The sequence below is a fragment of the Paenibacillus sp. 2TAB19 genome (assembly GCF_052115185.1).
In the GTDB taxonomy this organism is placed as follows: Bacteria; Bacillota; Bacilli; order Paenibacillales; family Paenibacillaceae; genus Pristimantibacillus.
Map to the genome: position 1 here is coordinate 44,919 of NZ_JBFRGE010000020.1, position 21,088 is coordinate 66,006.

A 21,088-nucleotide genomic window follows, 5' to 3' on the forward strand; every position below is an offset into this window, starting at 1 on the left:
AGAGGCCGCATCTATTTCATTTGAAACTGAGGGAGTAGAGGAAAGAAAGTCTGACATTATGAATTAAATTCGCGCATAGCAACTTATTAGGCTAACCTCGCGTCTATACACGTATCCAATTTTGTTAATTTAAGGAGACCCTATGAGAAAATTATACGTACTAATCGCTATCCTTCTTTCCGCCTCCTTGCTCTCAAGCGGGAACAGCACCTTCGTGTATGCCGCGAAGACAACGATGTTCACCGCATTGCCGCTCACTGGCATCATTGATATCGATGACCGAAGCCATGCCGACAACTTCTACGCGCTTCAAAACGACGGAACCATTTGGATTGGAAACGGCAGCAAACCAGCCATAAGAGGCCCGCAAGTTCCCAGCGCTGTTAAAATTTCCGGTCAGCTTATTCTTACCTCAGCCGGCGAAGTATGGACATGGGAGAACGCTGGGGATACCCCGAAGCGTATTGTCGAATTGTCCGGTATAAAAGCTATAAGCTCACGAGATGCCAGCATGGCTATTAACAACAAGGGGCAGGTTTACGTTTGGGGCAATACTTGCCTAACTTCTCTCATAAGACCTGACTTTGAGGATAATCGGGGTCTATGTGCTAACGCCTACCACAACAGCCCGACTCCGGCCGATGATAAGCTGGCGAGCATGCCTAAACTCGCCATTGAGGGAGCGAAAGGGATTAAAGCATCCCTGCAATATATAATGATTCTAATGGCCGACGGCAAAACGGTTAAGGTATACGGCAATACCACAAGTATGAGTTACGGTATGTATGAGCGTGTTTTCGATAAACCRGTCGTCGATTTCGACGGTTACGACAAAGACTATACCGGTTACTCCACCTATATCACCATTCCTAATGACATCTCGAAAAATGCGGGTAACTATGTCCAGGTGAGCCAAGCCTATGGAGGCAGCTATAAGCTTCTAATGCACAAAGACGGTACCGTATGGGGAGATTCGGTCTGGAGTGAAGATCCTACACGGCGCATAGCTCCGCTCAAGGATATCATTAAGGTTGCGGCTGTCGCCTATAACAGCGGTACGGCCTTGGACAAATACGGAAAAGTATGGACATGGGGCACCCGCACCAACATTCCGTACCAAGAAACGTCAGAGAAACTGCTGACTAACGTCAACGCTAAGCCCTCTCAGAAACAGCTGTCCCTACGGATCAACGGCAGGTTCATCGTTTCCGATCCCGGCCCAATCCAAACGAACGGAACGACCTTCGTGCCGATACGCTCTTTATTCGAATCAATTGGCGCGAAGATCGGCTACAACAACAATAACATCACCGTCTCTTACCGTAAGCAACTGCTTGCCTTCAAAGTATACGACACGAAAGCGACCCTCGATGGCAAGAGTGTTGTGATGCCTGCAGCGTCACTTTCCTATCAAGGAAGGACCTACGTGCCTCTCCGCTTCCTAGCGCAAGCGTTCGGCGCTAAAGTAGCATGGGACGATGCAATTGGCGGCGTCTCCGTACAATTTCCCGTTAACTAAAGGAGAGGTACAATGAAGCGTTTAATATCTGCAATAGCTTTCCTTCTAACATTGGCTTTGCTTCCACTAGAGAGTTCGACTGCGGCAGCAAGCGCAAAAACAACGATGATTACCTCATTGCCTCTCACCGGCATCATTGATATCTTTGATCGAGGCAACGCCGACCATTTTTACGCCTTGCATAGCGACGGTACGATTTGGATTGGTAACGGCAGCAAGCCCGCCGTAAGGGGGCCGCAGATTCCAGGAGCTGTTGAAATTTCTGGGAATCTCATTCTAACCTCGGCAGGCGAAGTATGGTCATGGGACGAAGCTGGCGGTACGCCTAAGCGAATTGCCGAATTGTCCGGCATTCGCAGCATAAGCTCCGGAGGCGGATTTACACCTATTAACTTGGCATTGAACGACAAAGGAGAGGTATATGCGTGGGGAAATACTTGCCTAACTTCTCTCATAAGACCCGACTTCCAGGGCAGCGGAGGACTATGTCAATCCGTTTTCCACAGGTGGCCAACTCCGACCGATGACGAGCAGGCGAGCATACCTAAATTCGCTATTGAGGGAGCAAAAGCGATTAAAGCATCCACGCAATATATTCTGATTCTAATGGCTGACGGCAAAACCATTAAGGCATACGGAAACACCGCAAATGTGACTTACAGTATGTATGAATATGTTTCCAATGAACCGATCGTAGACTTTGACGGCTATGACAAAGATTATATGGGCATGTCCACAATGTTTACCGCCATTCCGGATGAATTCAGTAAGTTTAAAGGTAACTATGTCCAGATAAGCCAAGGCTATGGAGGCAGCTATAAGCTTCTATTGCACAAAGACGGTACCGTATGGGGAAATACGATCTGGAATGACGATCCTATTAAGCGCATCACCCCGCTTAAGGACATCATTGAGGTTGCCGCTGTGGCCCTTAACAGCGGTACGGCCTTGGACAAATACGGAAAAGTATGGACATGGGGCGACCGCATCAATATTCCTCTTCTAGATACGACAGAGAAGATACAAACTAAAGTGAATGCGATACCGTTACAAAAGCAAATATCGCTCCGGATCAACGGCAAATTCATCGCATCCGATCCCGGCCCAATCCAGACGAACGGAACGACCTTCGTGCCGATACGCTCTTTATTCGAATCAATTGGCGCGAAGATCGGCTACAACAATGATAACATCACCTTCTCTTACCGTAAGCAACTGCTTGCCTTCAAAGTATACGATACGAAAGCGACCCTCGATGGCAAGAGTGTTGTGATGCCTGCAGCGTCACTTTCCTATCAAGGAAGGACCTACGTGCCTCTCCGCTTCCTAGCGCAAGCGTTCGGCGCTAAGGTGCAATGGAATAACAACATTGACGGCGTTGATGTGCAGTTCCCTGCGGCGGGCTAGCTTATCAATCCAAAAGGCGCGGCTGCGCATGTTTCGCATGAAGCGGAATTTGTGCAGCCGCGCCTCTTTCATTAGCCTTCCAGCTTCAGAATGACAATAACCTTGAACAAGTCTCCGTCTGTCTCGATAACGAGACGGCCCTCATGGAGATCGACGATCGACTTGGCGATCGCCAGACCAAGGCCCGAGCCATCCGTATGCCGGGACGTGTCGCCGCGTTTGAACCGTTCAAGCAGCTCCTCTCCATCCTCGCTATACTCATATTTGGATATATTTTTGAACGTGACATGTACGTGTTGGTCTTCTGTACGCATCGCTATATAGGCTCGCGAATGATCCAATGAGTACTTCACCATATTGCCGATCAAGTTGTCGAACACGCGCCACAGCTTTTGGCCGTCTACCCTCGCATACACCGGCGTTTCAGGCATAGAGATACGGAATTGAACGCTAGAGCCTTCAATAACATCGTTATATTCACCGAGCGCCTGCTGCAATAACTGGACAAGATCGGCCTGTGCAAGCGTTAATTCCACGTTGCCGCTTGCCATCTTCGACACTTCGAACAGATCGTCGATCAGCACCTTCAGCCGCTTCGACTTCTGATCGATGATATCGATATAAGCCAATCTTTCCTCGCTCGATACGTCTTCCGCTTTCAATAGTCCCGTATACGTAATGATCGATGTAAGCGGCGTCCGCAGATCATGGCTTACATTCGTTATTAGCTCTGTCTTAAGCCGCTCGCTCCGCGCCTGTTCATTCTGCAGCGTCCGAACGCCTCGTTTCAATACGTTCATATTGGCAGCCATCGCAGCGAGCATCGATTTCCCGCTTACCGGTAGCTCCTGACCCATGCTGCCGGCTGCCAATTCGTCTGCCGCTCTCGCTACTCGGTTCAGGTAGCCTACTTTCTTCACGAGGACAATAACAACAGGAATTCCTATGAATACAAGCAGAGTCAAATAAACAATTGCCGTCGCGGAATCTAATTTAAAATAGCTGCCATAGAACAGCAAGTTGCTGGCGGCGCCCAAACCAAATACAATCAGCAACAAAACCATGAGCAGCACACCTGTGCTTTTGATGAGAAATGCATCTTTCATACCATTGTATAGGTGTACGAAGTAAGACCTCACATGCTTGCCCGTCCGGTACGACAAGCCTTGCTTCCATTGATGCTTGGCACTCTCTCTATCCAGTCGCTCTGCCGCCAGCAGTTGCGCTTGCATGATTACAGCAGCCCAGCATACGGAGGCAATTATGATTATGACGGTAAGCTTCCTGCCGTAGATCCATGGCTGCTCGAATATCATTTGGAATTGATCCGACACGGTAAGTGGCAGCCCCATTGCGAGTAACCCCGTTGCCAAGAGCAGCAGACCTTTGGCATCGATAGGCAGCTTGCTGTAATAGAGCGCCCAGTTCCCTTGCTCTGCCGGCATTGCCTTCACCTTCTTGAAGTGATAGACACATCCGATAAACGCCGCTAAGCCGAACACGGCATAGAGAAGCAATAGGATTTGCTCCTGTCGATAACGATCTGCTTCGTCAACGATGCGACTCTTATCCGACACCCCTACAATCCCTTCATACGAGTCGAATGGGGGGTGGATCAGATCATGGTTCGAAATCCATTCATGAAAGGGTAGATTAGAAGATACCGTATAGCTGGTCGTGAACTTGTCGTCAGCAATCATCTTGCGGTTAGCTAATTGTTCCTGCAGAATGCCAAGATTCGTAACAACTTTTCCATTCATGCTATTTTTGAAGTAATAATCGAACTGCATCTTGAGGTCGTTATATTCGCCGCGGAAGTTTTCCCGCTCCTCATAATAAATTTCAATCCTTTGTTCCTTTTCTTTCATGAGTACGGTTCTGACATACTCGTCATCCTGGAATACYCTTGTGGCTTCTTTTATTCTCTGATCCCGCTCCGCCGTGTAGAAATCTACCGCTTCTTGATTGCCCGCCGCCAGCGCTTCCTCAATCCGAGGTTCGTATTCGTTCTTGACATTAGCCATCGTATCGGTGAACGAACCAAGCCCATTGCGATACTCGTAAATCTCATCCTCGCTAACCGCAATAGACGCCTTCGCATCCTCGGGCGATACCGCATTCAGCTCGAACAAGTTCAAAAATTGAGCGAAACCGTCCAGTTGGTTTTGAAATTCCGGCGTATRGTAATAATTGCGATGCATATAGTTGTCGCTCAAGGAGATCAATGTCAACGGTCCGCTTAGTCCGACAATGAATAACAGCGCATAGACAAACACGGATAATCTATTTCTCCATTTTGTATCCAATTCCCCACACCACCTTCAAGTATCTCGGATTTTTGGGATCGATTTCGATTTTTTCGCGGATTTTGCGGATATGTACGGCAACCGTGTTCTCAGCATTGTAGCCCTGCTCATTCCATACGCGCTCGTAGATCTCGTTAATGGAGAAGACCCGCCCGGCATTCGTCATAAGCAGCTCCACAATTTTATATTCGATCGGCGTCAGCTTGACCGGCTCACCGTGAACGGTCACTGCCTTAGCCTCCTTATCGAGGCCAAGTCCGTTCAGATCAATCGCCTTGCGTATACCTTCATAAGCTCCTAAGTTCACATATCTGCGCAATAGCGACTTTACGCGGGCTACAAGCTCCATTGGATTAAACGGCTTCGTCACGTAATCATCCGCCCCTACGTGAAGCCCTAATATTTTGTCGACATCCTCGCTCTTAGCGCTCAAGATAAGAATCGGTATATTCTTTTTCTCGCGAATCTTATAGGTAGCAGCTATTCCGTCCAATCTAGGCATCATAATGTCCAAAATAATAAGGTGAACAGGATGCTCATTAATCATATCCAGAGCTTCCATACCGTCCTTCGCCTTGCGTACGAAGACGCCCTCGTTCTTCAAATAAATCTCGATCGCATCGCGGATTTCCTGATCATCGTCTACGACAAGCACAACGTACTGCTCCATGCCCTTCCCCGCTTTCCCGGCAGCTATTCTCTTTCCATATTTTAATAGTAATCGAGATTTCTTAATATCCTTTCACGATAATTATGAAGAACTTCTTAATAAAAAGAAAAACGAGCCTGGGATTTCTTCAACAGCTCGTTTCTTGTTGATTCAACCTAAATACCCGCTACTCCGCCTGCACGGCATCGCTCTTCTGCCTGAACTCCGATGGCGTTTCGCCGTATTTCTTGCGGAATAGCTGGGAGAAGTGTCGAATATCCTGGTATCCAATTCGTTCCGCGACGTCGGCAAGCTTAAGTTTCCGATTAAGCAGCAGCTGCTTCGCCTGCTCCATTCGCAGACCGATGACATATTCCTTAAAGCCCAGGCCCGTCTTCTGCTTGAACAGCTGACTGAAGTAGACCGGATTCAAGTAGACGATAGAAGCCACCTTCTCAAGCGACAGATCGGCATGATAATGGGTGCGTATATATTGTTGGGCGACTTCAATGGCTTGATCGCCGCCGCTCGCATAATGCTCATATACCTGTGTCGAGGAAGCCTGCCTCATCCGGTGCACCTCGGTCGGTATCGCATTCACATCCTCGATCTGCTCCGTATGCATGATCTGGAAAGGGACGCGCAAGTATTTGATGAGGTGTGAGCGCAATTCCTCGAGCAGCGAGGCCAGCGTACGCCCCTCCTCAAGCGTAATGAGACCGAGCAAGCTCTTGTTATCATGAATAGTCACGAAACCCTTACCGTAACGACCGATCAGCTCACTAAGCACATTCTCGATAATGAAATGTTCCAAGTGGACTACCTTCTCGCTATCCATCTTCACCATAATGAGATGAAAGTGAGGATGGCTTTCCATGAACGGGGTTACATCGATACGCCCAATGTCGAGTCCCGACGCCCAGCGCTGGAACACCGCCTCGCGCAAGTAGTTGCGGTTCACTTTCAGAAGCTCGACGTCCAACGTCAATTCCTTCTCGCGCATAATTTCCTCGCCCAGCTTCTCGATCATCTCAATCAATATTTCTTTACCGATTGGCTTGAGTAAATAATTTTTTGCGCCAAGCCGAACCGCTTCCTGGGCATATGCGAATTCAGAATGAGCCGAGATGACGACCCACTTCATATGCGAATAGCTGTCTGCCGTCAGCTTCATCAGCTCCAGCCCCGACATGCCCGGCATCAATATATCGGTTAGCACGACATCGATCCGATCACTGCGCAGCCGCATTACCGCTTCTTCCGGATTGCTCGCCAGAAAAACCGCGTGATCTTTAAAGTGGTTCTCAAGCGTCCGCTTGATCCCCTCCCTGATTACCTTCTCGTCATCTACAATCAAAATATTCATCTTACCATCCTCCTTCCTATAAGACGGGAAGTGGCATAACGATTACAACCGTCGTCCCTTCCTCCTGTACGCTATCAATGCGAAGCCCGTAAGACTCGCCGAACATAATGACCAGCCTATGATGAACGTTGGGAAGACCAATCCCGCGCCTTACAGGCTCGATTCCCGGCTCGCTCTGAGTACTTCTGCTGAATACCGGCTCTTTAATCAATCGTCTAATATGTTCAAGCGTTTCCTCGCTCATGCCTATTCCGTTGTCAGATATAACGATACGCAGCTCTCTAGCTTCCTCATCCGCCTTCGCGTATACCCGCAATATACCCGGCCGACCCTGATCAAGCGGTTCAAGACCGCTCTTCACCGCATTCTCGATAATCGGCTGCAGCGTCATCTTCGGCATCGGAGCGTCGAGCCAGCGATCCTCGACCTCAATCTCCGTCGCTACCCGGCCTTCAAGCCGATTCTCAATAATGGTCATATAATGTCGCATCTGATCAAGCTCCTGCCGCAGCGTCGTCTTGGATGCTTCCTCCCAGTGGCTGCTGTAGCGGAACATTTGCGACAAAGAAAGAATCACGCGTCCAAGACGGTCATTCTCCCGCTCGTCCAGCATCCAGTAAATCATATCAAGCGTGTTATATAGAAAATGCGGGTTCACCTGGGACTGCAGCGCCTGCAGCTCTGCGTTCTTCTCACTAATGGAGGAGAGTGTTATTCGTTCGATCAATTCGTCCATCCGCAGTACCATCCGATTGAAGGACGATACGAGGCTGTTGATCTCCTCGTACGAATTGACGTTCACCGCACCGCGGAAGTTACCCATCTCAACTTGTCTCATCTCACGAATGAGCAGCTTGAGGGGCTTCGCGATATTGCGCGAGATTAAGCTTGCCAGCACTGTAGACAGAACGATGACGGCCGCTATAACGATCAATAAATATAGTCTAGTCTGTGCAAGCTCCGCGCTTATATCCGCTTTCGGAGTTAATCCGAATACGGTCCAATTAGCCATCGCCGCGTTAGCCGATACAATAAGCTGATCCGTTCCGTTGTCGATGACGATTTCGTTTCCGACTGGCCTAGGCAACCCGTTGAAGGACGGATACTGCTTCTGCTTATCATCGTCGGTGGAGATACCTGGATCGGTCGTCGCAATGACACGATTGTCGGGATCTACGATATAAACTCTACTATTGGGGCTGATCGTAACGTTAGACAAGGCCGACATAATCGGCTTCGGATCGGTCTCGATTAGAAGAATGCCGATTGGCTTGTAATTGTTGAAATCATACAGCTGACGACCAAAAACGAATACGGTATCCTGCTGCAAAATGCTATTAATCAACGATCCCTGCGACAACCCGAGCCAAACCATTTTCCCGTTCGATTCGACGAGCTTCCGGTACCAGTCGGTCGAGCTGTAGTTGCGATCGACGATGCCGGCGAATCGGCGTTCATAGCTGTACACCTTGCCGCCCGTCGATATAATATGAATGCCGATAATATCATCCCGCGAGTAATACGCCGCCCCGAGCAAATTCGTAATCGATCGTTCGCTAATGAAGCCGACCGCTTCATCCACTTCCTCGCGATCCTTCTCCATTACGAGCCGCGTCAGCTCGGAGTTGCTGCTCAGCGACTTCGTGACACTGTCATAGCCCTCCAGTAGCAGATCGAACAGTCCAACCGTCTGCGAAATATTTTTCTCGGCAAGATCGCTGATCTTTGAATGAATGATTTGGGTCGTCTTCTGGTAATAGAGCACGCATACGAGAATGAGGAGGGTCATCGTCGATATGAGAAATAACAGAAACAGCCGGCTTCGAATGGAATGCCGGTTCCACCTTCGCAACATGTCCGCTCCCCCTCTCTATTGCTGAAATGACAAAAACGGCGAAGGGATTAACCCTTCACCGCACCTGCTACCATGCCCTTCGTAATCTTATCGGCAAGTAGGAAGTAAATAATGATTACCGGCAACGCGCCGAGTACGAGGAACGCCCCGATGGCACCGTAGTTGACGGAATATTGGCTTACGAAGCTGTTCACCCCGAACGGCAGCGTCTTAAGCGCTTCGGACGAAATGAATGTGGATGCGAGTATATATTCGTTCCAGATGTTGATGAACGTTAAGATACATACGGTCATCATCGGCGGTATCGATACCGGCAGGATGATATTCCAGAATATCCGGAACACGCCCGCTCCGTCCACAACGGCCGATTCCTCGATCTCATGAGGAATGGTTCTCATGAAGCCGCTGAGAATGAACACGGCAATCGGTGTTTGGAATGCGATATACGGCAAAATGATCGATGCGTGCGTATTGAGAATGTGGATGTTCTTGAAAATCAACATCAGCGGGAGCAACGTTGCCTGCATCGGAATCATCATCCCGATCAGGAAGATCAGCATGACCGCCTGCCCGTATTTCCAACGGAAGCGGCTAATTGCGAACGATACGAGCGAGGCTAACAGCAATACCCCGACCATTGTAATCGTCGTAACGAACAAGCTGTTGTACAAATATTTGAAGTAATTGCCCGACTCGACAGCATTGGTGAAGTTGACCCACTGCGGCGATGCCGGAAGAGCGAAGAAGCTGCCCGACAATATTTCTTCATTACTCTTAAGCGAATATATGGCTAGCCAGAGGAGCGGATACAACTGGGTAACGAGCAGAATGCCGAACAAAATATACGATACGATTTTGCCGATACTAAAGCTCCGTTTCCCTCTCACTCTCGCCTGTGGCTTAATTGCGCCGGCCCCGATTGATTGACTCATGGTTGTTCCCTCCTTACGTTACGTGTATTTCCGTTCTACTTTGTTGAAGACGAAGTTGATAATGAACGTTGCGACCAAGCAGACAAGCACGAGGAATGCCGCAATGGCACTTCCGTAACCGTACTTCATCGACAGGAACGACATATTGTACATATGTGTCGAGATGAGGTCGGTCGCATGCGCTGGACCGCCGCCCGTCATAACCATCGTCAAGTCGAACGCTTGTAGGGAACCTATAAATGCAAGAACGATCGATATCTTAAAGATCGGAATATTCATTGGGAAGGTGATGTACCAGTCGGCCTTGAGCCCGTCGGCACCATCGATCTTAGCCGCCTCGTACACATCGGCCGGAATGTTCTGAATACCAGTAAACTGAATGAGCAAGTGGTAGCCGAAGTATTGCCACAGGGCTACGAAATACAAGCTGTACATCGCAATGCTCGGATCTGTAAGCCAAGCTTGCGTCCAAGAGCCTAATCCAACTGCTTCTAGAACCTGATTGAGCATACCGCCCATCGAAGCCGGGTTATAGATGGTTTTCCATAGTTGCCCGATAATAACGACCGACAAAATAATCGGCAGAAAATAACTCGATACGAGGAAATTCGGTTTTTTCACATAACGGTTCAACAAAATAGCAATAAACAGCACGACTGGAATCTCCGCCATAGAGAACACGGCAAACATCAAGGTGCGGCGTACAGACGGCCAGAACACGGCATCGTCAAAAAACATCGTTTTAAAGTTGTCCAAGCCAACGAACGTCGACTCCCCAATACCGTTCCAATCCAGCAACCCGCTGTACATCGATACGATGATGGGTACGAATACAAGCAGTACGTATAGCAGCAAACATGGTAGTACGAACAGCGCAATAGTAAATTTTGAAACCTTCAGTACGTTCATCTCGCGCTCCTCCTTATACAAAATTGCAAAAACAATCAACAGTTTTGGTTCGCTCACTGGCGAAATGTGAACACGATAACGGAGGGGGTCTTAAGCAAGAACCCCTCCGCTCCGCGTTATCTCTACTTTTTTATTTAAAGCTTAGTCTTATTTCTTGTTGCTTTCGTAAGCCGATTGATGCTCTTTGGATACTTTTGCGGACTCGACTTTTTGAACGAACAGGTTTTGGATGCTAGTCAAGTGACCTTGAGCTGTACCAGGGTTCATCGTGTTATCGAACGCAAGGTCTCCGCCTTTAACGTCTTTGAACATGCCCAGAACTTCCATTGCCATATCGGAGTAGCCGGCAGCTTTGAAGTCGCCTTCTACTTTTTGTGCAAGACCTACTGCGCCTTTAACTTCGAAAGCTTCTTTAGGGAAGTTCAGCATGAAGTAGTTCAAGAAATCTTTTGTTTCTTCCAGGTGCTTGCTGTCTGCGGAGATCGCGAACGCGCTGCCTGGTGCAAGCATGAATTCGTTAGGATCGCCTTTGCCGTTTACAGTAGGGAATTTGAAGACGCCCACTTTACCGTTAACGGACGAAGTTTCGATGCCGCCAGTTGCCCAGCTGCCCATGTAGTACATAGCTGCTTTGCCTGTTTTGAACAGGTTCTCGCCGGCATTGTAGTCGAACGATGTTGCGCCTTCTTGGAATGCGCCAGCTTGGATCAAGCTTTGGAATGCTTCAACAGCTTCCGTGAATGCTGGATCTTCGAATGTTTTCTTGCCGTCAATAACTTCTTGCAGGAAGCCAGGGCCGTTCGTGCGAAGCAATACGTTCATGAACAAGAACGAACCTGTCCAAGTGTCTTTCTCACCGATTGCCATTGGCTGAATGCCTTTAGCTTTTAAATCTTTAACGACTTGTACCATTTCTTCGAACGTTGTTGGCACTTTCACGCCAGCTTGGTCGAACAGCTCTTTATTGTAGTACACAAGGCCGATGTTGTTACCGTCCGGCAAAGCGTACAGATTGTCGTCGAACGAGTAGAAATCAAGAATACCTTCTTGGAACGTGTCCTTCAGACCATTCTCCGCTACCATGTCGTTCAGCGGAGCGAACAGCTTCGCATCTACGAAAGGTTGCATTTGTGCAGCAGGGTTAACAACCGTAATGTCTGGAACTTCACGCGAAGCTGCTTGTGTTTTGAGCTTTACTTTTTGTTGGTCCGTATTTAGCGAGTCGAGTTCGATCTTCACGCCCGGATGATCTTTTTCGTATTGAGCTACGATTTTTTTCATCATGCCGTTTTTCGGATCGGTAGGGTCCGGATAAATGTTTTGGAACGTGATTGTGATGTTGTCTTTCTTACCGCCGTTGTCGGTACCACCGTTCGTGCCAGTGTTCGTGCCTTCGTTGTTGCCGTTGTTAGCTCCGCATGCCGCAAGGCTAAGCGCCAGCGTACCTGCCATAGCTACTTTCAATATGCCATTCATTTTGTTCATTTGTGTATCCCCCTTATTTGTGGATGTGTTCATTATGCTCTGATCTGCAACCCCTTACAATGCGCGAACTTAGGATAAGAGGTGTGTTTTCTTTAGGTCGTTTCGTTTTTCCCACATTACATAAATAGTATTGTTGTGAGGCCTATGCAGTATGCGGTAATAATGTAATGCTTCTCCGCTCCAATATTTGAAAATAAAAAAGACAGGTGACCGATTAGGTTTCGGTCACCTGTCTTCTCTTTCAATTTCAAGCTTGATGCTCATCATCTGAATCGCTCGGAGGCATAGGAGGACGTGCTGCCTTCAACCGGCCTGCCTTACCTAACGCCTCGCGCAGCAGAAACTCAATATGGCCGTTCACGCTGCGGAATTCGTCCGCAGCCCATAGCTCAAGCGCGCGATGGAGTTCGGGATCTAATCGGAGCGCGAATGCTTTCTTTTCTTTTCCCATTCGATTAGCCCGTTAGGTGTAGAGCGATCCGGTATTAATAACCGGGGTAGCCGAACGATCCGATACGATCGCTACCATCAGATTGTTGACCATTGCCGCGCGCCGCTCCGTATCAAGCTCGATTCCGTTCTCCTCCAACTGCTTAAGCGCCATATCCACCATACCGACCGCCCCTTCGACGATCTTCTGTCTTGCTGCTACGATAGCCATTGCCTGCTGCCGCTGCAGCATGGCGCTTGCAATCTCAGGCGCATAAGCAAGATGCGTAAGTCTCGTCTCCAGCACTTGTACACCTGCAACAACAAGCCTTGTTTGCAGCTCCTTAAGCAACTYGGCCGCTACTTCATCCGCATTGCCGCGCAGCGTCAATACATCATCCGCTCCGTAAGTGTCATACGGATATTGAGCCGCAATATGCCGCACCGCCGTCTCGCTTTGAATCTCGACGAAACGCTCGTAATTATCGACATCGAACGTTGCGCTCGCCGTATCATGTACTTTGAAGACAACGACTGCGCCAATCTCGACCGGATTGCCTTCGGCATCATTGACCTTCAGCGTCTGGCTATTGAAGTTGCGCACCTTAAGCGACACTTTTCTCTTGTTTGTCAGCGGTGCCACCATCCATAGTCCGCTTTCTACGATTGTTCCCAAGTATGTCCCGAAGAACGTTACGACCTTAGCCTCATTAGGCTGAACAATGCTTAAAGACGTCAAACAGATTATCGCAAAAAAGAAAAGAAATATGCCGATTCCGATCAGCAATGGAGACGGATCGATCTCCGATGCTCCGTTAGCGATCAGAAGAATACCGCCTACCGTCGCAATAATCGCCACCAACAATGCCATATAACCGCTTACGTACCACGCCTTTTTCTCTTTCATAAGCATCACTCCTTATATTGTTTTGATATTTTTATGATATCACTTTTTACAAATAGTTGCAAATGGTTTAGTTGACCAAATTTAGTGATGGCGATAGCCGGTAAAAAATCTATTGACCCTGACATTAATGTCAGCGTTTATACTTACATTAAACCATTCCAAGAGCGAGGCGCATTATATGCCAACTCTGCTTGGAACGTCATACCCCGGGGGCTTTTTATGATGCAAATTGGTCAATTATCGCGCGAGACGGGAGTCAGCATCCGTTCCTTGCGCTACTACGAGCAAAAAGGGCTTATTACGCCTATCCGCCAAACAAACGGCTATCGCGAATATTCGCCGCTTACCGTCCAAACCGTCGAGACGATCAAGCTGTATTTGAATTTGGGCTTGTCGACGGAACAGATCGCCAGCTTCCTTACGTGCGTCCTTCAGAATAAGGAGGCGTTCTGCACACAGGTGATGCCGATCTATCAGCGAAAGCTGGAAGAAATCGAGCGTCAGATTGTTGAGCTTAATCAAATTAAAGCGAATTTGATCGATCGTATCGCTTCGCTTCAGCAGGATACAACACCTTAACCATCTTTTAATGAAAGGAACGTGATTACAATGGGTCTTCTGAATGCCGAGAACGAAGCCGTTCTACGCGCAACCATTAACGAAGGAGTTACTCTTGTTGACTATAACGCACCTTGGTGCCCGCCTTGCAAACCATTGATCCCTATATTGGAGGAGCTAAACGAGGCCTACGCTGATTCCATCCGCATCATTAAAGTAAACTGCGACGATCTACCCGGCGCTGCGTCGGAAGCAGGGGTGATGAGCATGCCGACCGTTATTCTCTACAAAAACGGAGTGCCCATGGAGAAACTGATTGGGCTGCGGCCGAAAGCTGCCTATCAAGCCATTATCGACAAGCATTTATGATCGGCTTCCCTAAAATACACAAAGAGCGCCGCTCCTATCCAAGGAGCGGCGCTCTTCCTATTCCCACAACGATCATACCGTCAAATATTTGCGAACAACCTCGTCATTCAGCGCATCCAGTCCGCCTTCCCAAGCGATAGCGCCCTTCTCCAAAATGTAGAAGTAATCACCGATGCTCTTGACGAACTCCAAGCTCTGCTCCACGAGCAGCACGGCTGTCTTGCCGTCAGACTTGATCGAGCGGATAACGTCGCGAATATCATCGACGATTGACGGCTGAATACCTTCGCAGGGCTCATCAAGCAGAAGCACTTCCGGCTTAGAGGCCAGCGCCCTTGCGAACGCAAGCTGCTGCTGCTGCCCGCCGCTTAGATCACCGCCGCGCCGCGTGTACATCGTTGGCAATACCGGAAATTTCGCAATCGCTTCTTCGGGAATCGCCGTCACCTTCGTCTTCGATGCTTCCAGCCCAAGCAGCAGATTCTCATATACCGAGAGCTGCGCGAATATTTCACGGCCTTGCGGAACGTAGCCAATGCCGCTTTTTGCCCGCTGCCCAGGCGCACGCTTCGTCAGATCCGCTCCATTATAGGCAACAGAGCCGCCGCGCGATTTCAACAGCCCCATAATACTCTTCATTAGTGTCGTCTTACCGACGCCGTTGCGGCCGAGCAGACAAACAACTTGCCCCGGCTTCACCTTAAGCGTCACATTGCGCAAAATAATGCTTTCGCCATAACCCGCCTCAAGCTGTTGAACGGCTAACATCGGCATCCCGCCTTTTCCCTAGATACACTTCCGCTACGCGATCATCGCGCTGTACCTCATCCATCGAACCTTCCTTGAGCAGCCTGCCCTCGTGCATAACCGTCACCTTGCTGGCGAAGTTGCGGACAAACTCCATGTCATGCTCTACAACTACGATTGAACGCATGCGGGCAATCTCATGCAGCAGCTCGCCCGTCTTATCCGTTTCCTTATCGGTCATTCCGGCTACAGGCTCGTCAAGCAGCAAAATCTCCGGCTCTTGGAGCAGCATCATGCCGATCTCCAGCCACTGCTTCTCTCCATGCGACAAGCCGCCTGCACGCCAGGATGCCTTGCTCTGCAGACCGATCATCTCTAATTGATGTTCGATCCGCGACCGCTCGTCATCGCCCATCTTCGCGAACATCGTCGCGAACACAGATCGCCTCTGACGCATCGCAATCTCCAAATTCTCATGCACCGTCATTGAAGGGAAAATCGATGGCGCTTGGAACTTGCGCCCRATGCCGAGCTCGGCAATCTGATGTTCCTTCTTCCGCGTAATATCGATCTTCCCGTCAAACGTCACCTTACCGCTGGAAGGGCGAACTTTACCACATATCACATCCAGCATCGTTGTCTTGCCTGCTCCGTTAGGCCCGATCAAGAAACGAAGCTCTCCTTTCTCCAGCTTGAGATCCATTCCTTGAATCGCCTTGAAGCCGTCAAACTCCACCGTCACATCATCACACTGCAGGATTGCGGACTCCCTCATGCTCCTTCTCCTTCCTTTTGTTGCGGAATTTTATTTGACTGATTAAGCCCGAAATGCCTTTCGGCATAAATACGACGACGACAACGAATAATCCACCCATGAAGAACAGCCAGCCTTCCGGATATGCGGTACTGAATTCGCTTTTCGCCCAGTTCATAACGATAGCTCCAAGCGCAGCGCCGATCAGTGTGCCCCGTCCGCCAATCGCTACCCATAACACCATCTCAATCGACGGTACAATGCCAAGCATGGATGGAGATATAATACCGACATGAAGGATGAACAGCATGCCTGCAATACCCGCGATGCCCGCAGAGATCGTGAAGATAACCATTTGATAAATCGCCGGATTGTAACCGATGAACCGTACGCGGTTCTCACCGTCGCGAATCGCGCGCAGCACCTTGCCGAAGCGGCTGCCGACAATATAACGGCATAGGATGAACACGGCGATCAGCACGGCGGCCGTAATCCAATACAGCATGCGCTTCGTATCCGCAGATCCAAGGGATGCGCCAAGAATCGTCGAATAACCCGTAATCCCGTTCGTCCCCCCTGTGAAGGCTTGTTGCCCGACGAGCAGCGTCGTCGTAATAATAACGAGCGCTTGGGTCAGAATCGTGAAGTACACACCTTTAATCCGATTACGAAATGTAACGTAGCCGAGCACAAGGGCGAGTATCGATGGGATGAGTATGCCCATGGCAACCGCAAATCCGAAGTTCTCGAACGGTTTCCAGAATAACGGCAGCTCCCGAAGTCCGCTCCAGCCCATGAAGTCAGGCGGCTTGCCTCCGCTTGCCTCTAGCTTCAAGTACATGCCCATCGCATAAGCGCCAAGTCCGAAGAAAATGCCGTGTCCGAGACTTAAGATGCCGGTATAGCCCCATATGAGATCAAGGCCGAGCGCCACAATCGCAAAGGCCAGAAATTTCGCCAATAAGTTGAGTCGAAAATCGCTTGCGAACATCGGAGCAGAAAATAATGCCGCCGCCGCTGCTGCGTATCCGACTAATAACCAAATGCGCTGAGGTGTCCATTTTTGCTGCAGCATATGGTTTCCGCCTTTCTATCCGTATTTAATCGAGTGAGCGCGAGCGCATAGCGACGAATCCCATCGGTCTCCATTGCAGGAAAGCTACGATGCAGACGAACACGAGCACTTTGCCAAGCGATGCGTTGGTCCAATATTCGAACAGTGTATTGAACATGCCTATTCCCATTGCGCCGAGCACCGTGCCGACCAGCTTGCCGACGCCGCCAAGGACGACGACCATAAAAGCATCGACGATATAATACGTGCCGAGGGAAGGACCAATCGAACCCATCAGCGTGAGCGCACAGCCTGCAATGCCTGCAATGCCCGATCCGATCGCGAATGTCATCGCATCTACGCGGCGAGTCGATACGCCAAGACAAGCAGCCATATCGCGGTTCTGCATAACCGCTCGCATTCTTCTGCCCTCATGACTGCGATAAATATAGAAATACATGGCGACGAGGCAGGCAATAACGAGCCCAATAATGAACAGCCTTTTGTACGGCAACAGCGTGCCGTCCATAATCTGCAATCCTCCATCGAGCCAGGAAGGGCTCGTTACAGCGACATTCGGCGCGCCGAAGATCGAGCGAGCGAGCTGCTGCAGCACGAGGCCGACACCCCATGTAGCAAGCAAGCTGTCGAGCGGCCTGCCATACAAGAAGCGAATAAGCGACATTTCGAGAATAAGGCCGAAGACGAATGCGATTGCGAAGCTTACCGGAATGGCAAGCACGAAGTACCAATCGAACATCGACGAAGGGAGATATTCCTTGAATAGATTTTGGGTTAAATACGTGGAATAAGCGCCGATCATAATAAGCTCGCCATGCGCCATATTAATGACCTTCATAAGGCCGAACGTAATGGCGAGCCCAAGAGCGACCAGCAGTAGAATCGAGCTGATGCTCAGCCCATTGAATAACTGCAGAAGATACACATCCATAATACCGCCCCTTGGTTGTCATCTTGGTTATTAAAAACAGAGGGGAAGCATTCGAAGCTTCCGAATACTCCCCCGTGTACTGCTGCGTCTAAGCGTAGAAGACGTTACTTATACCCTATTCGGTAGGTTGTATGCTCGCGGCCCAAGCGTATCCTTTCAGGTATGGGTCCGGTTTGACCGCTTCGCCTGAGTTCCACAGCTCCTTGAACTGTCCATCCGACTGAACTTCGCCAATCCGCACCGTTTTGTAAATGTGTTGTGTCTCGCCATCGATCTTCACTTTACCTTCCGGAGCATCCCACTCGAGATCCTTCGCCGCTTCCTTGACCTTGGCTACTTCAGTCGATCCTGCTTTCTCAACCGCTGCTGCCCACAGGTAAACCGCCGTGTATCCCGCTTCGATCGGATCCGCTGTTACGCGCTCGTCGCCGTATTTCTTTTTGTAGTTCTCAACGAACGTTTTGTTCGTTGGCGTATCTGTCGTTTGGTAGTAGTTCCAAGCAGCCAGATGGCCTTCCAGCACATCGACGCCGATACCGCGAATTTCTTCCTCTGCGACCGATACGGACAACGTTGTAATATCCTTCGATGTAATGCCTGCATCCTTAAGCTGCTTGAAGAAAGCTACGTTGCTGTCGCCGTTAAGCGTGTTGTACACGACATCCGGTTTCGCTTCCTTAATCTTGCTGATGATTGTTGCGTAATCCGTATGGCCGAGCGGCGTATACTCTTCGCCTACAAGCTCTCCGCCTTCAGCTTTCAATTGCTCTTTAATAATGAGGTTTGCCGTGCGAGGGAATACGTAATCCGAACCGAGCAAGTAGAACTTCTTGCCGCGATTCTCAAGCAGCCACGATACGGAAGGCACGATCTGCTGGTTCGTCGTCGCCCCTGTATAGAAGATGTTCGGAGAAGCTTCAAGACCTTCATATTGCACCGGATACCAGAGCAGTCCGTTAAGCTCCTCGAATACCGGCTTCATCGCTTTCCGGCTTGCCGATGTCCACCCGCCGAATACGGTTGCTACTTTATCTTCTGAGATGAGCTTGCGGGCTTTCTCTGCAAAGGTCGGCCAATCGGATGCGCCGTCTTCAAGAACGGGAATGATTTTTTTGCCTAGTACCCCGCCTGCTGCATTGATTTCATCGATTGCCATCATTTCTGCGTCGATTACCGAAACTTCGCTTATTGCCATCGTGCCGCTCTGGGAGTGAAGAATACCAACCTTAATGCCGTCCTCTGCCGCCGCTGGAGCATTCGTCCCCTCCGACGATCCTTCATTCGTCGAAGCCGGCTCATTGTTATTGCCGCATCCTGCCAGCACCAACGTCAATGCCACTAATAATAAGCCGAATTGATAAAACAACCTCTTTTTCATCTCTCCACTCCCCAGTTCTCTTTAATTTTTCTCTATTTTCCGAACGTTTCCATGGATTTCATTTCCATCGTTCGCATCCTTATCATAATATGGCCTCAGCTTTCATGTCAATATAGTTTACATTAAAAGTTTTAAATGAGTCCAAGTTACCAAAAATGATGCTTTTTACTAACAAATCGTCGATATTGCGTAACTTTAACTAACATAAATATGACCTTGGTCGTGGTTTTATGATCAAATTCCGAACGATCGTGTATTTGTGAGCGCTCATTCCTATACGGCGACACAAAAAAAGCTGCCCCATGATATGAAATCATGGAACAGCTTTATGTGGCTTATCCTATTGCATTATTATTTCGCTGCTGGAGCTTCGGTTGCTTTCGGAGCATCCGTTGCTGCCGGTGCGTCACTTGCCGCTGGAGCGTCGCTCGTTGCAGGAGCATCGCTTGCTGCAGGCGGTTCAGGAAGAGTTACCTTCACTTCGTAGCCAGGCAATTCATCCGTCATGAACTTGTCCATATGCGCATATGCGACAGCGTTCTTCACGGAGTCCTTCGTTGTTTCGTCCAGTTGGTCGAATGTTTTCACATCGCGTTTCTCAACTTGGATCAGGTGGTAGCCGTATTCAACCTCAACCGGTTCGCCCAGCACGCCAATCTCTTGCTTGAACGCCGCTTCCTTGAACTGCTCTACCCATTTGCCTGCAACCTCGTTCTCATACAGGCCGCCTGTTTGGTTAGAACCTGGATCGTCGGAATATTCCTTCGCAAGCGCAGTCCAATCTCCGCCAGCTTTTAGCTTTTCTTTTACTTCGTTAACGCGTTTAAGAGCTTCTTCCTTCGTGCGAAGCTCTTTCTCCTCGCCAGTCGTCTGATCCTGCGTCGTTGTAGCGACTAGAATGTGGCGAGCACTAATCGTCGTGTAATCAGCCGTATTTGCCTCATACTCGGCTTTCGTCTCTTCGTCCGTTACTTTGGAATTCATATGAGAGACAACGGTAGCCGTCAACATTACGTATGTCGACATATCGTCATCGGAAACTTTTTGCTCTTCGATAGCGGTTTTTAGATCCGGATTATCTTTCAAAGCCGTCTCATAATCCTTCATTTGCGTAGCGACATCTTCGCGAGCCTTCTTAAGCGTGTCTTCGGAAGCTTGCGAAGCAATGATCTTGTACGATACGAATTGCTCAAGCAGCTGCTCCTTGAACGGCTGATATGCATCGATGATCTGAGCGTAGGTAGGCTGCATAATTTTGAACACCGACAAGTAATTGTCGAACTCTTCCGCTGTAACCTTGCCGCCATCCTTATAGGTTGCGACTACGTCACCTTTGCCCGCTCCCTTGAATTCCAAGGTATAATCGTCTTTTTTCTTGCCGCATGCCGCCATGACCGTCGTAGCAAGCACCACTGAAATAACGAGCAGTGCGCTTCTGCGCCATGCCGATTTGCGTGAACTTTGCAACATGTTGAATCCCCTTTCAAATTATGAACTTGTTTGTATTGTATC

19 protein-coding genes are annotated in these 21,088 nt (G+C 49.3%); 4 read left to right on the plus strand and 15 right to left on the minus strand.

Going from position 1 to position 21,088, the window contains the following annotated elements; genetic code table 11:
* The first annotated feature begins 142 nt into the window (after nucleotides 1-142).
* Nucleotides 143-1,519, plus strand: a complete 1,377-nt coding sequence (locus tag AB4Z33_RS11365; RefSeq protein ID WP_442050044.1) for a stalk domain-containing protein — start codon at nucleotides 143-145, stop codon at nucleotides 1,517-1,519.
* Between the two features lie 12 nt (nucleotides 1,520-1,531).
* A complete protein-coding gene (locus AB4Z33_RS11370; protein ID WP_442050045.1) occupies nucleotides 1,532-2,926 on the plus strand; it encodes a stalk domain-containing protein in 1,395 nt (464 codons plus the stop codon).
* 71 nt (nucleotides 2,927-2,997) lie between these two features.
* On the opposite strand, the gene AB4Z33_RS11375 is transcribed toward AB4Z33_RS11370, so the two are convergent.
* From AB4Z33_RS11375 to AB4Z33_RS11415, 9 genes are all read right to left on the minus strand, one after another.
* Nucleotides 2,998-5,232 (minus strand): sensor histidine kinase, encoded by a 2,235-nt coding sequence (locus AB4Z33_RS11375; RefSeq protein WP_442050046.1) that lies wholly within the window; start codon nucleotides 5,230-5,232, stop codon nucleotides 2,998-3,000.
* Nucleotides 5,210-5,902 (minus strand): response regulator transcription factor, encoded by a 693-nt coding sequence (locus AB4Z33_RS11380; protein ID WP_442050047.1) that lies wholly within the window; start codon nucleotides 5,900-5,902, stop codon nucleotides 5,210-5,212. The genes AB4Z33_RS11375 and AB4Z33_RS11380 overlap by 23 nt, the downstream gene beginning before the upstream one ends.
* Before the next feature lie 166 nt (nucleotides 5,903-6,068).
* Entirely contained in the window at nucleotides 6,069-7,247 is a 1,179-nt protein-coding gene (locus tag AB4Z33_RS11385; RefSeq protein WP_442050048.1) for a response regulator transcription factor, read from the minus strand.
* A 16-nt stretch (nucleotides 7,248-7,263) separates the two neighbouring features.
* On the minus strand, nucleotides 7,264-9,102 hold the full coding sequence (locus AB4Z33_RS11390) for a sensor histidine kinase (RefSeq protein ID WP_442050049.1): 1,839 nt from the start codon (nucleotides 9,100-9,102) through the stop codon (nucleotides 7,264-7,266).
* 47 nt (nucleotides 9,103-9,149) lie between these two features.
* A complete protein-coding gene (locus tag AB4Z33_RS11395) occupies nucleotides 9,150-10,034 on the minus strand; it encodes a carbohydrate ABC transporter permease (RefSeq protein WP_442050050.1) in 885 nt (294 codons plus the stop codon).
* 18 nt (nucleotides 10,035-10,052) lie between these two features.
* Nucleotides 10,053-10,943 carry a carbohydrate ABC transporter permease gene (locus AB4Z33_RS11400; protein WP_442050051.1) on the minus strand — a complete coding sequence of 297 codons (891 nt, stop codon included), beginning with the start codon at nucleotides 10,941-10,943 and terminating at the stop codon, nucleotides 10,053-10,055.
* A gap of 147 nt (nucleotides 10,944-11,090) precedes the next feature.
* The gene (locus AB4Z33_RS11405) at nucleotides 11,091-12,428 is read right to left on the minus strand and encodes an extracellular solute-binding protein (RefSeq protein WP_442050052.1); all 1,338 of its coding nucleotides are present in this window, start codon (nucleotides 12,426-12,428) and stop codon (nucleotides 11,091-11,093) included.
* 247 nt (nucleotides 12,429-12,675) lie between these two features.
* A complete protein-coding gene (locus AB4Z33_RS11410) occupies nucleotides 12,676-12,879 on the minus strand; it encodes a toxin-antitoxin system HicB family antitoxin (RefSeq protein ID WP_442050053.1) in 204 nt (67 codons plus the stop codon).
* A gap of 12 nt (nucleotides 12,880-12,891) precedes the next feature.
* Nucleotides 12,892-13,764, minus strand: a complete 873-nt coding sequence (locus AB4Z33_RS11415; RefSeq protein ID WP_442050054.1) for an SPFH domain-containing protein — start codon at nucleotides 13,762-13,764, stop codon at nucleotides 12,892-12,894.
* A gap of 222 nt (nucleotides 13,765-13,986) precedes the next feature.
* Between AB4Z33_RS11415 and AB4Z33_RS11420 the strand changes: the two genes are divergently transcribed.
* Both AB4Z33_RS11420 and AB4Z33_RS11425 read left to right on the plus strand, forming a co-directional pair.
* On the plus strand, nucleotides 13,987-14,343 hold the full coding sequence (locus AB4Z33_RS11420; protein WP_442050081.1) for a MerR family transcriptional regulator: 357 nt from the start codon (nucleotides 13,987-13,989) through the stop codon (nucleotides 14,341-14,343).
* Between the two features lie 30 nt (nucleotides 14,344-14,373).
* Nucleotides 14,374-14,691 carry a thioredoxin family protein gene (locus AB4Z33_RS11425; protein WP_442050082.1) on the plus strand — a complete coding sequence of 106 codons (318 nt, stop codon included), beginning with the start codon at nucleotides 14,374-14,376 and terminating at the stop codon, nucleotides 14,689-14,691.
* Nucleotides 14,692-14,763: 72 nt separating this feature from the next.
* Here AB4Z33_RS11425 and urtE read toward each other — a convergent pair whose 3' ends face one another.
* From urtE to AB4Z33_RS11455, 6 genes are all read right to left on the minus strand, one after another.
* Nucleotides 14,764-15,459: an urea ABC transporter ATP-binding subunit UrtE gene (gene urtE, locus AB4Z33_RS11430; RefSeq protein WP_442050055.1), complete on the minus strand. Its 696-nt coding sequence runs from the start codon at nucleotides 15,457-15,459 to the stop codon at nucleotides 14,764-14,766.
* Nucleotides 15,437-16,213, minus strand: a complete 777-nt coding sequence (gene urtD / locus AB4Z33_RS11435; protein WP_442050056.1) for an urea ABC transporter ATP-binding protein UrtD — start codon at nucleotides 16,211-16,213, stop codon at nucleotides 15,437-15,439. Before urtD ends, urtE begins: the two co-directional genes overlap by 23 nt.
* Complete coding sequence (gene urtC / locus AB4Z33_RS11440; protein WP_442050057.1) at nucleotides 16,185-17,267, minus strand: urea ABC transporter permease subunit UrtC; 1,083 nt, start codon at nucleotides 17,265-17,267, stop codon at nucleotides 16,185-16,187. The genes urtD and urtC overlap by 29 nt, the downstream gene beginning before the upstream one ends.
* A gap of 25 nt (nucleotides 17,268-17,292) precedes the next feature.
* Nucleotides 17,293-18,198: an urea ABC transporter permease subunit UrtB gene (gene urtB / locus AB4Z33_RS11445; protein WP_442050058.1), complete on the minus strand. Its 906-nt coding sequence runs from the start codon at nucleotides 18,196-18,198 to the stop codon at nucleotides 17,293-17,295.
* 115 nt (nucleotides 18,199-18,313) lie between these two features.
* The gene (gene urtA, locus AB4Z33_RS11450; protein ID WP_442050059.1) at nucleotides 18,314-19,576 is read right to left on the minus strand and encodes an urea ABC transporter substrate-binding protein; all 1,263 of its coding nucleotides are present in this window, start codon (nucleotides 19,574-19,576) and stop codon (nucleotides 18,314-18,316) included.
* Nucleotides 19,577-19,927: 351 nt separating this feature from the next.
* The gene (locus AB4Z33_RS11455; RefSeq protein WP_442050060.1) at nucleotides 19,928-21,046 is read right to left on the minus strand and encodes a foldase protein PrsA; all 1,119 of its coding nucleotides are present in this window, start codon (nucleotides 21,044-21,046) and stop codon (nucleotides 19,928-19,930) included.
* Nucleotides 21,047-21,088 lie beyond the last annotated feature (42 nt).

Bases quoted from the DNA above. Each gene is read 5' to 3' on its own strand.
- AB4Z33_RS11370 (WP_442050045.1), top strand. From the start codon at position 1,532: ATGAAGCGTTTAATATCTGCAATAGCTTTCCTTCTAACATTGGCTTTG.
- AB4Z33_RS11380 (WP_442050047.1), bottom strand. From the start codon at position 5,902: ATGGAGCAGTACGTTGTGCTTGTCGTAGACGATGATCAGGAAATCCGC.
- AB4Z33_RS11385 (WP_442050048.1), bottom strand. From the start codon at position 7,247: ATGAATATTTTGATTGTAGATGACGAGAAGGTAATCAGGGAGGGGATC.
- AB4Z33_RS11390 (WP_442050049.1), bottom strand. From the start codon at position 9,102: ATGTTGCGAAGGTGGAACCGGCATTCCATTCGAAGCCGGCTGTTTCTG.
- AB4Z33_RS11395 (WP_442050050.1), bottom strand. From the start codon at position 10,034: ATGAGTCAATCAATCGGGGCCGGCGCAATTAAGCCACAGGCGAGAGTG.
- AB4Z33_RS11400 (WP_442050051.1), bottom strand. From the start codon at position 10,943: ATGAACGTACTGAAGGTTTCAAAATTTACTATTGCGCTGTTCGTACTA.
- AB4Z33_RS11405 (WP_442050052.1), bottom strand. From the start codon at position 12,428: ATGAACAAAATGAATGGCATATTGAAAGTAGCTATGGCAGGTACGCTG.
- AB4Z33_RS11410 (WP_442050053.1), bottom strand. From the start codon at position 12,879: ATGGGAAAAGAAAAGAAAGCATTCGCGCTCCGATTAGATCCCGAACTC.
- AB4Z33_RS11420 (WP_442050081.1), top strand. From the start codon at position 13,987: ATGCAAATTGGTCAATTATCGCGCGAGACGGGAGTCAGCATCCGTTCC.
- AB4Z33_RS11425 (WP_442050082.1), top strand. From the start codon at position 14,374: ATGGGTCTTCTGAATGCCGAGAACGAAGCCGTTCTACGCGCAACCATT.
- urtE (WP_442050055.1), bottom strand. From the start codon at position 15,459: ATGTTAGCCGTTCAACAGCTTGAGGCGGGTTATGGCGAAAGCATTATT.
- urtC (WP_442050057.1), bottom strand. From the start codon at position 17,267: ATGCTGCAGCAAAAATGGACACCTCAGCGCATTTGGTTATTAGTCGGA.
- urtB (WP_442050058.1), bottom strand. From the start codon at position 18,198: ATGGATGTGTATCTTCTGCAGTTATTCAATGGGCTGAGCATCAGCTCG.
- urtA (WP_442050059.1), bottom strand. From the start codon at position 19,576: ATGAAAAAGAGGTTGTTTTATCAATTCGGCTTATTATTAGTGGCATTG.
- AB4Z33_RS11455 (WP_442050060.1), bottom strand. From the start codon at position 21,046: ATGTTGCAAAGTTCACGCAAATCGGCATGGCGCAGAAGCGCACTGCTC.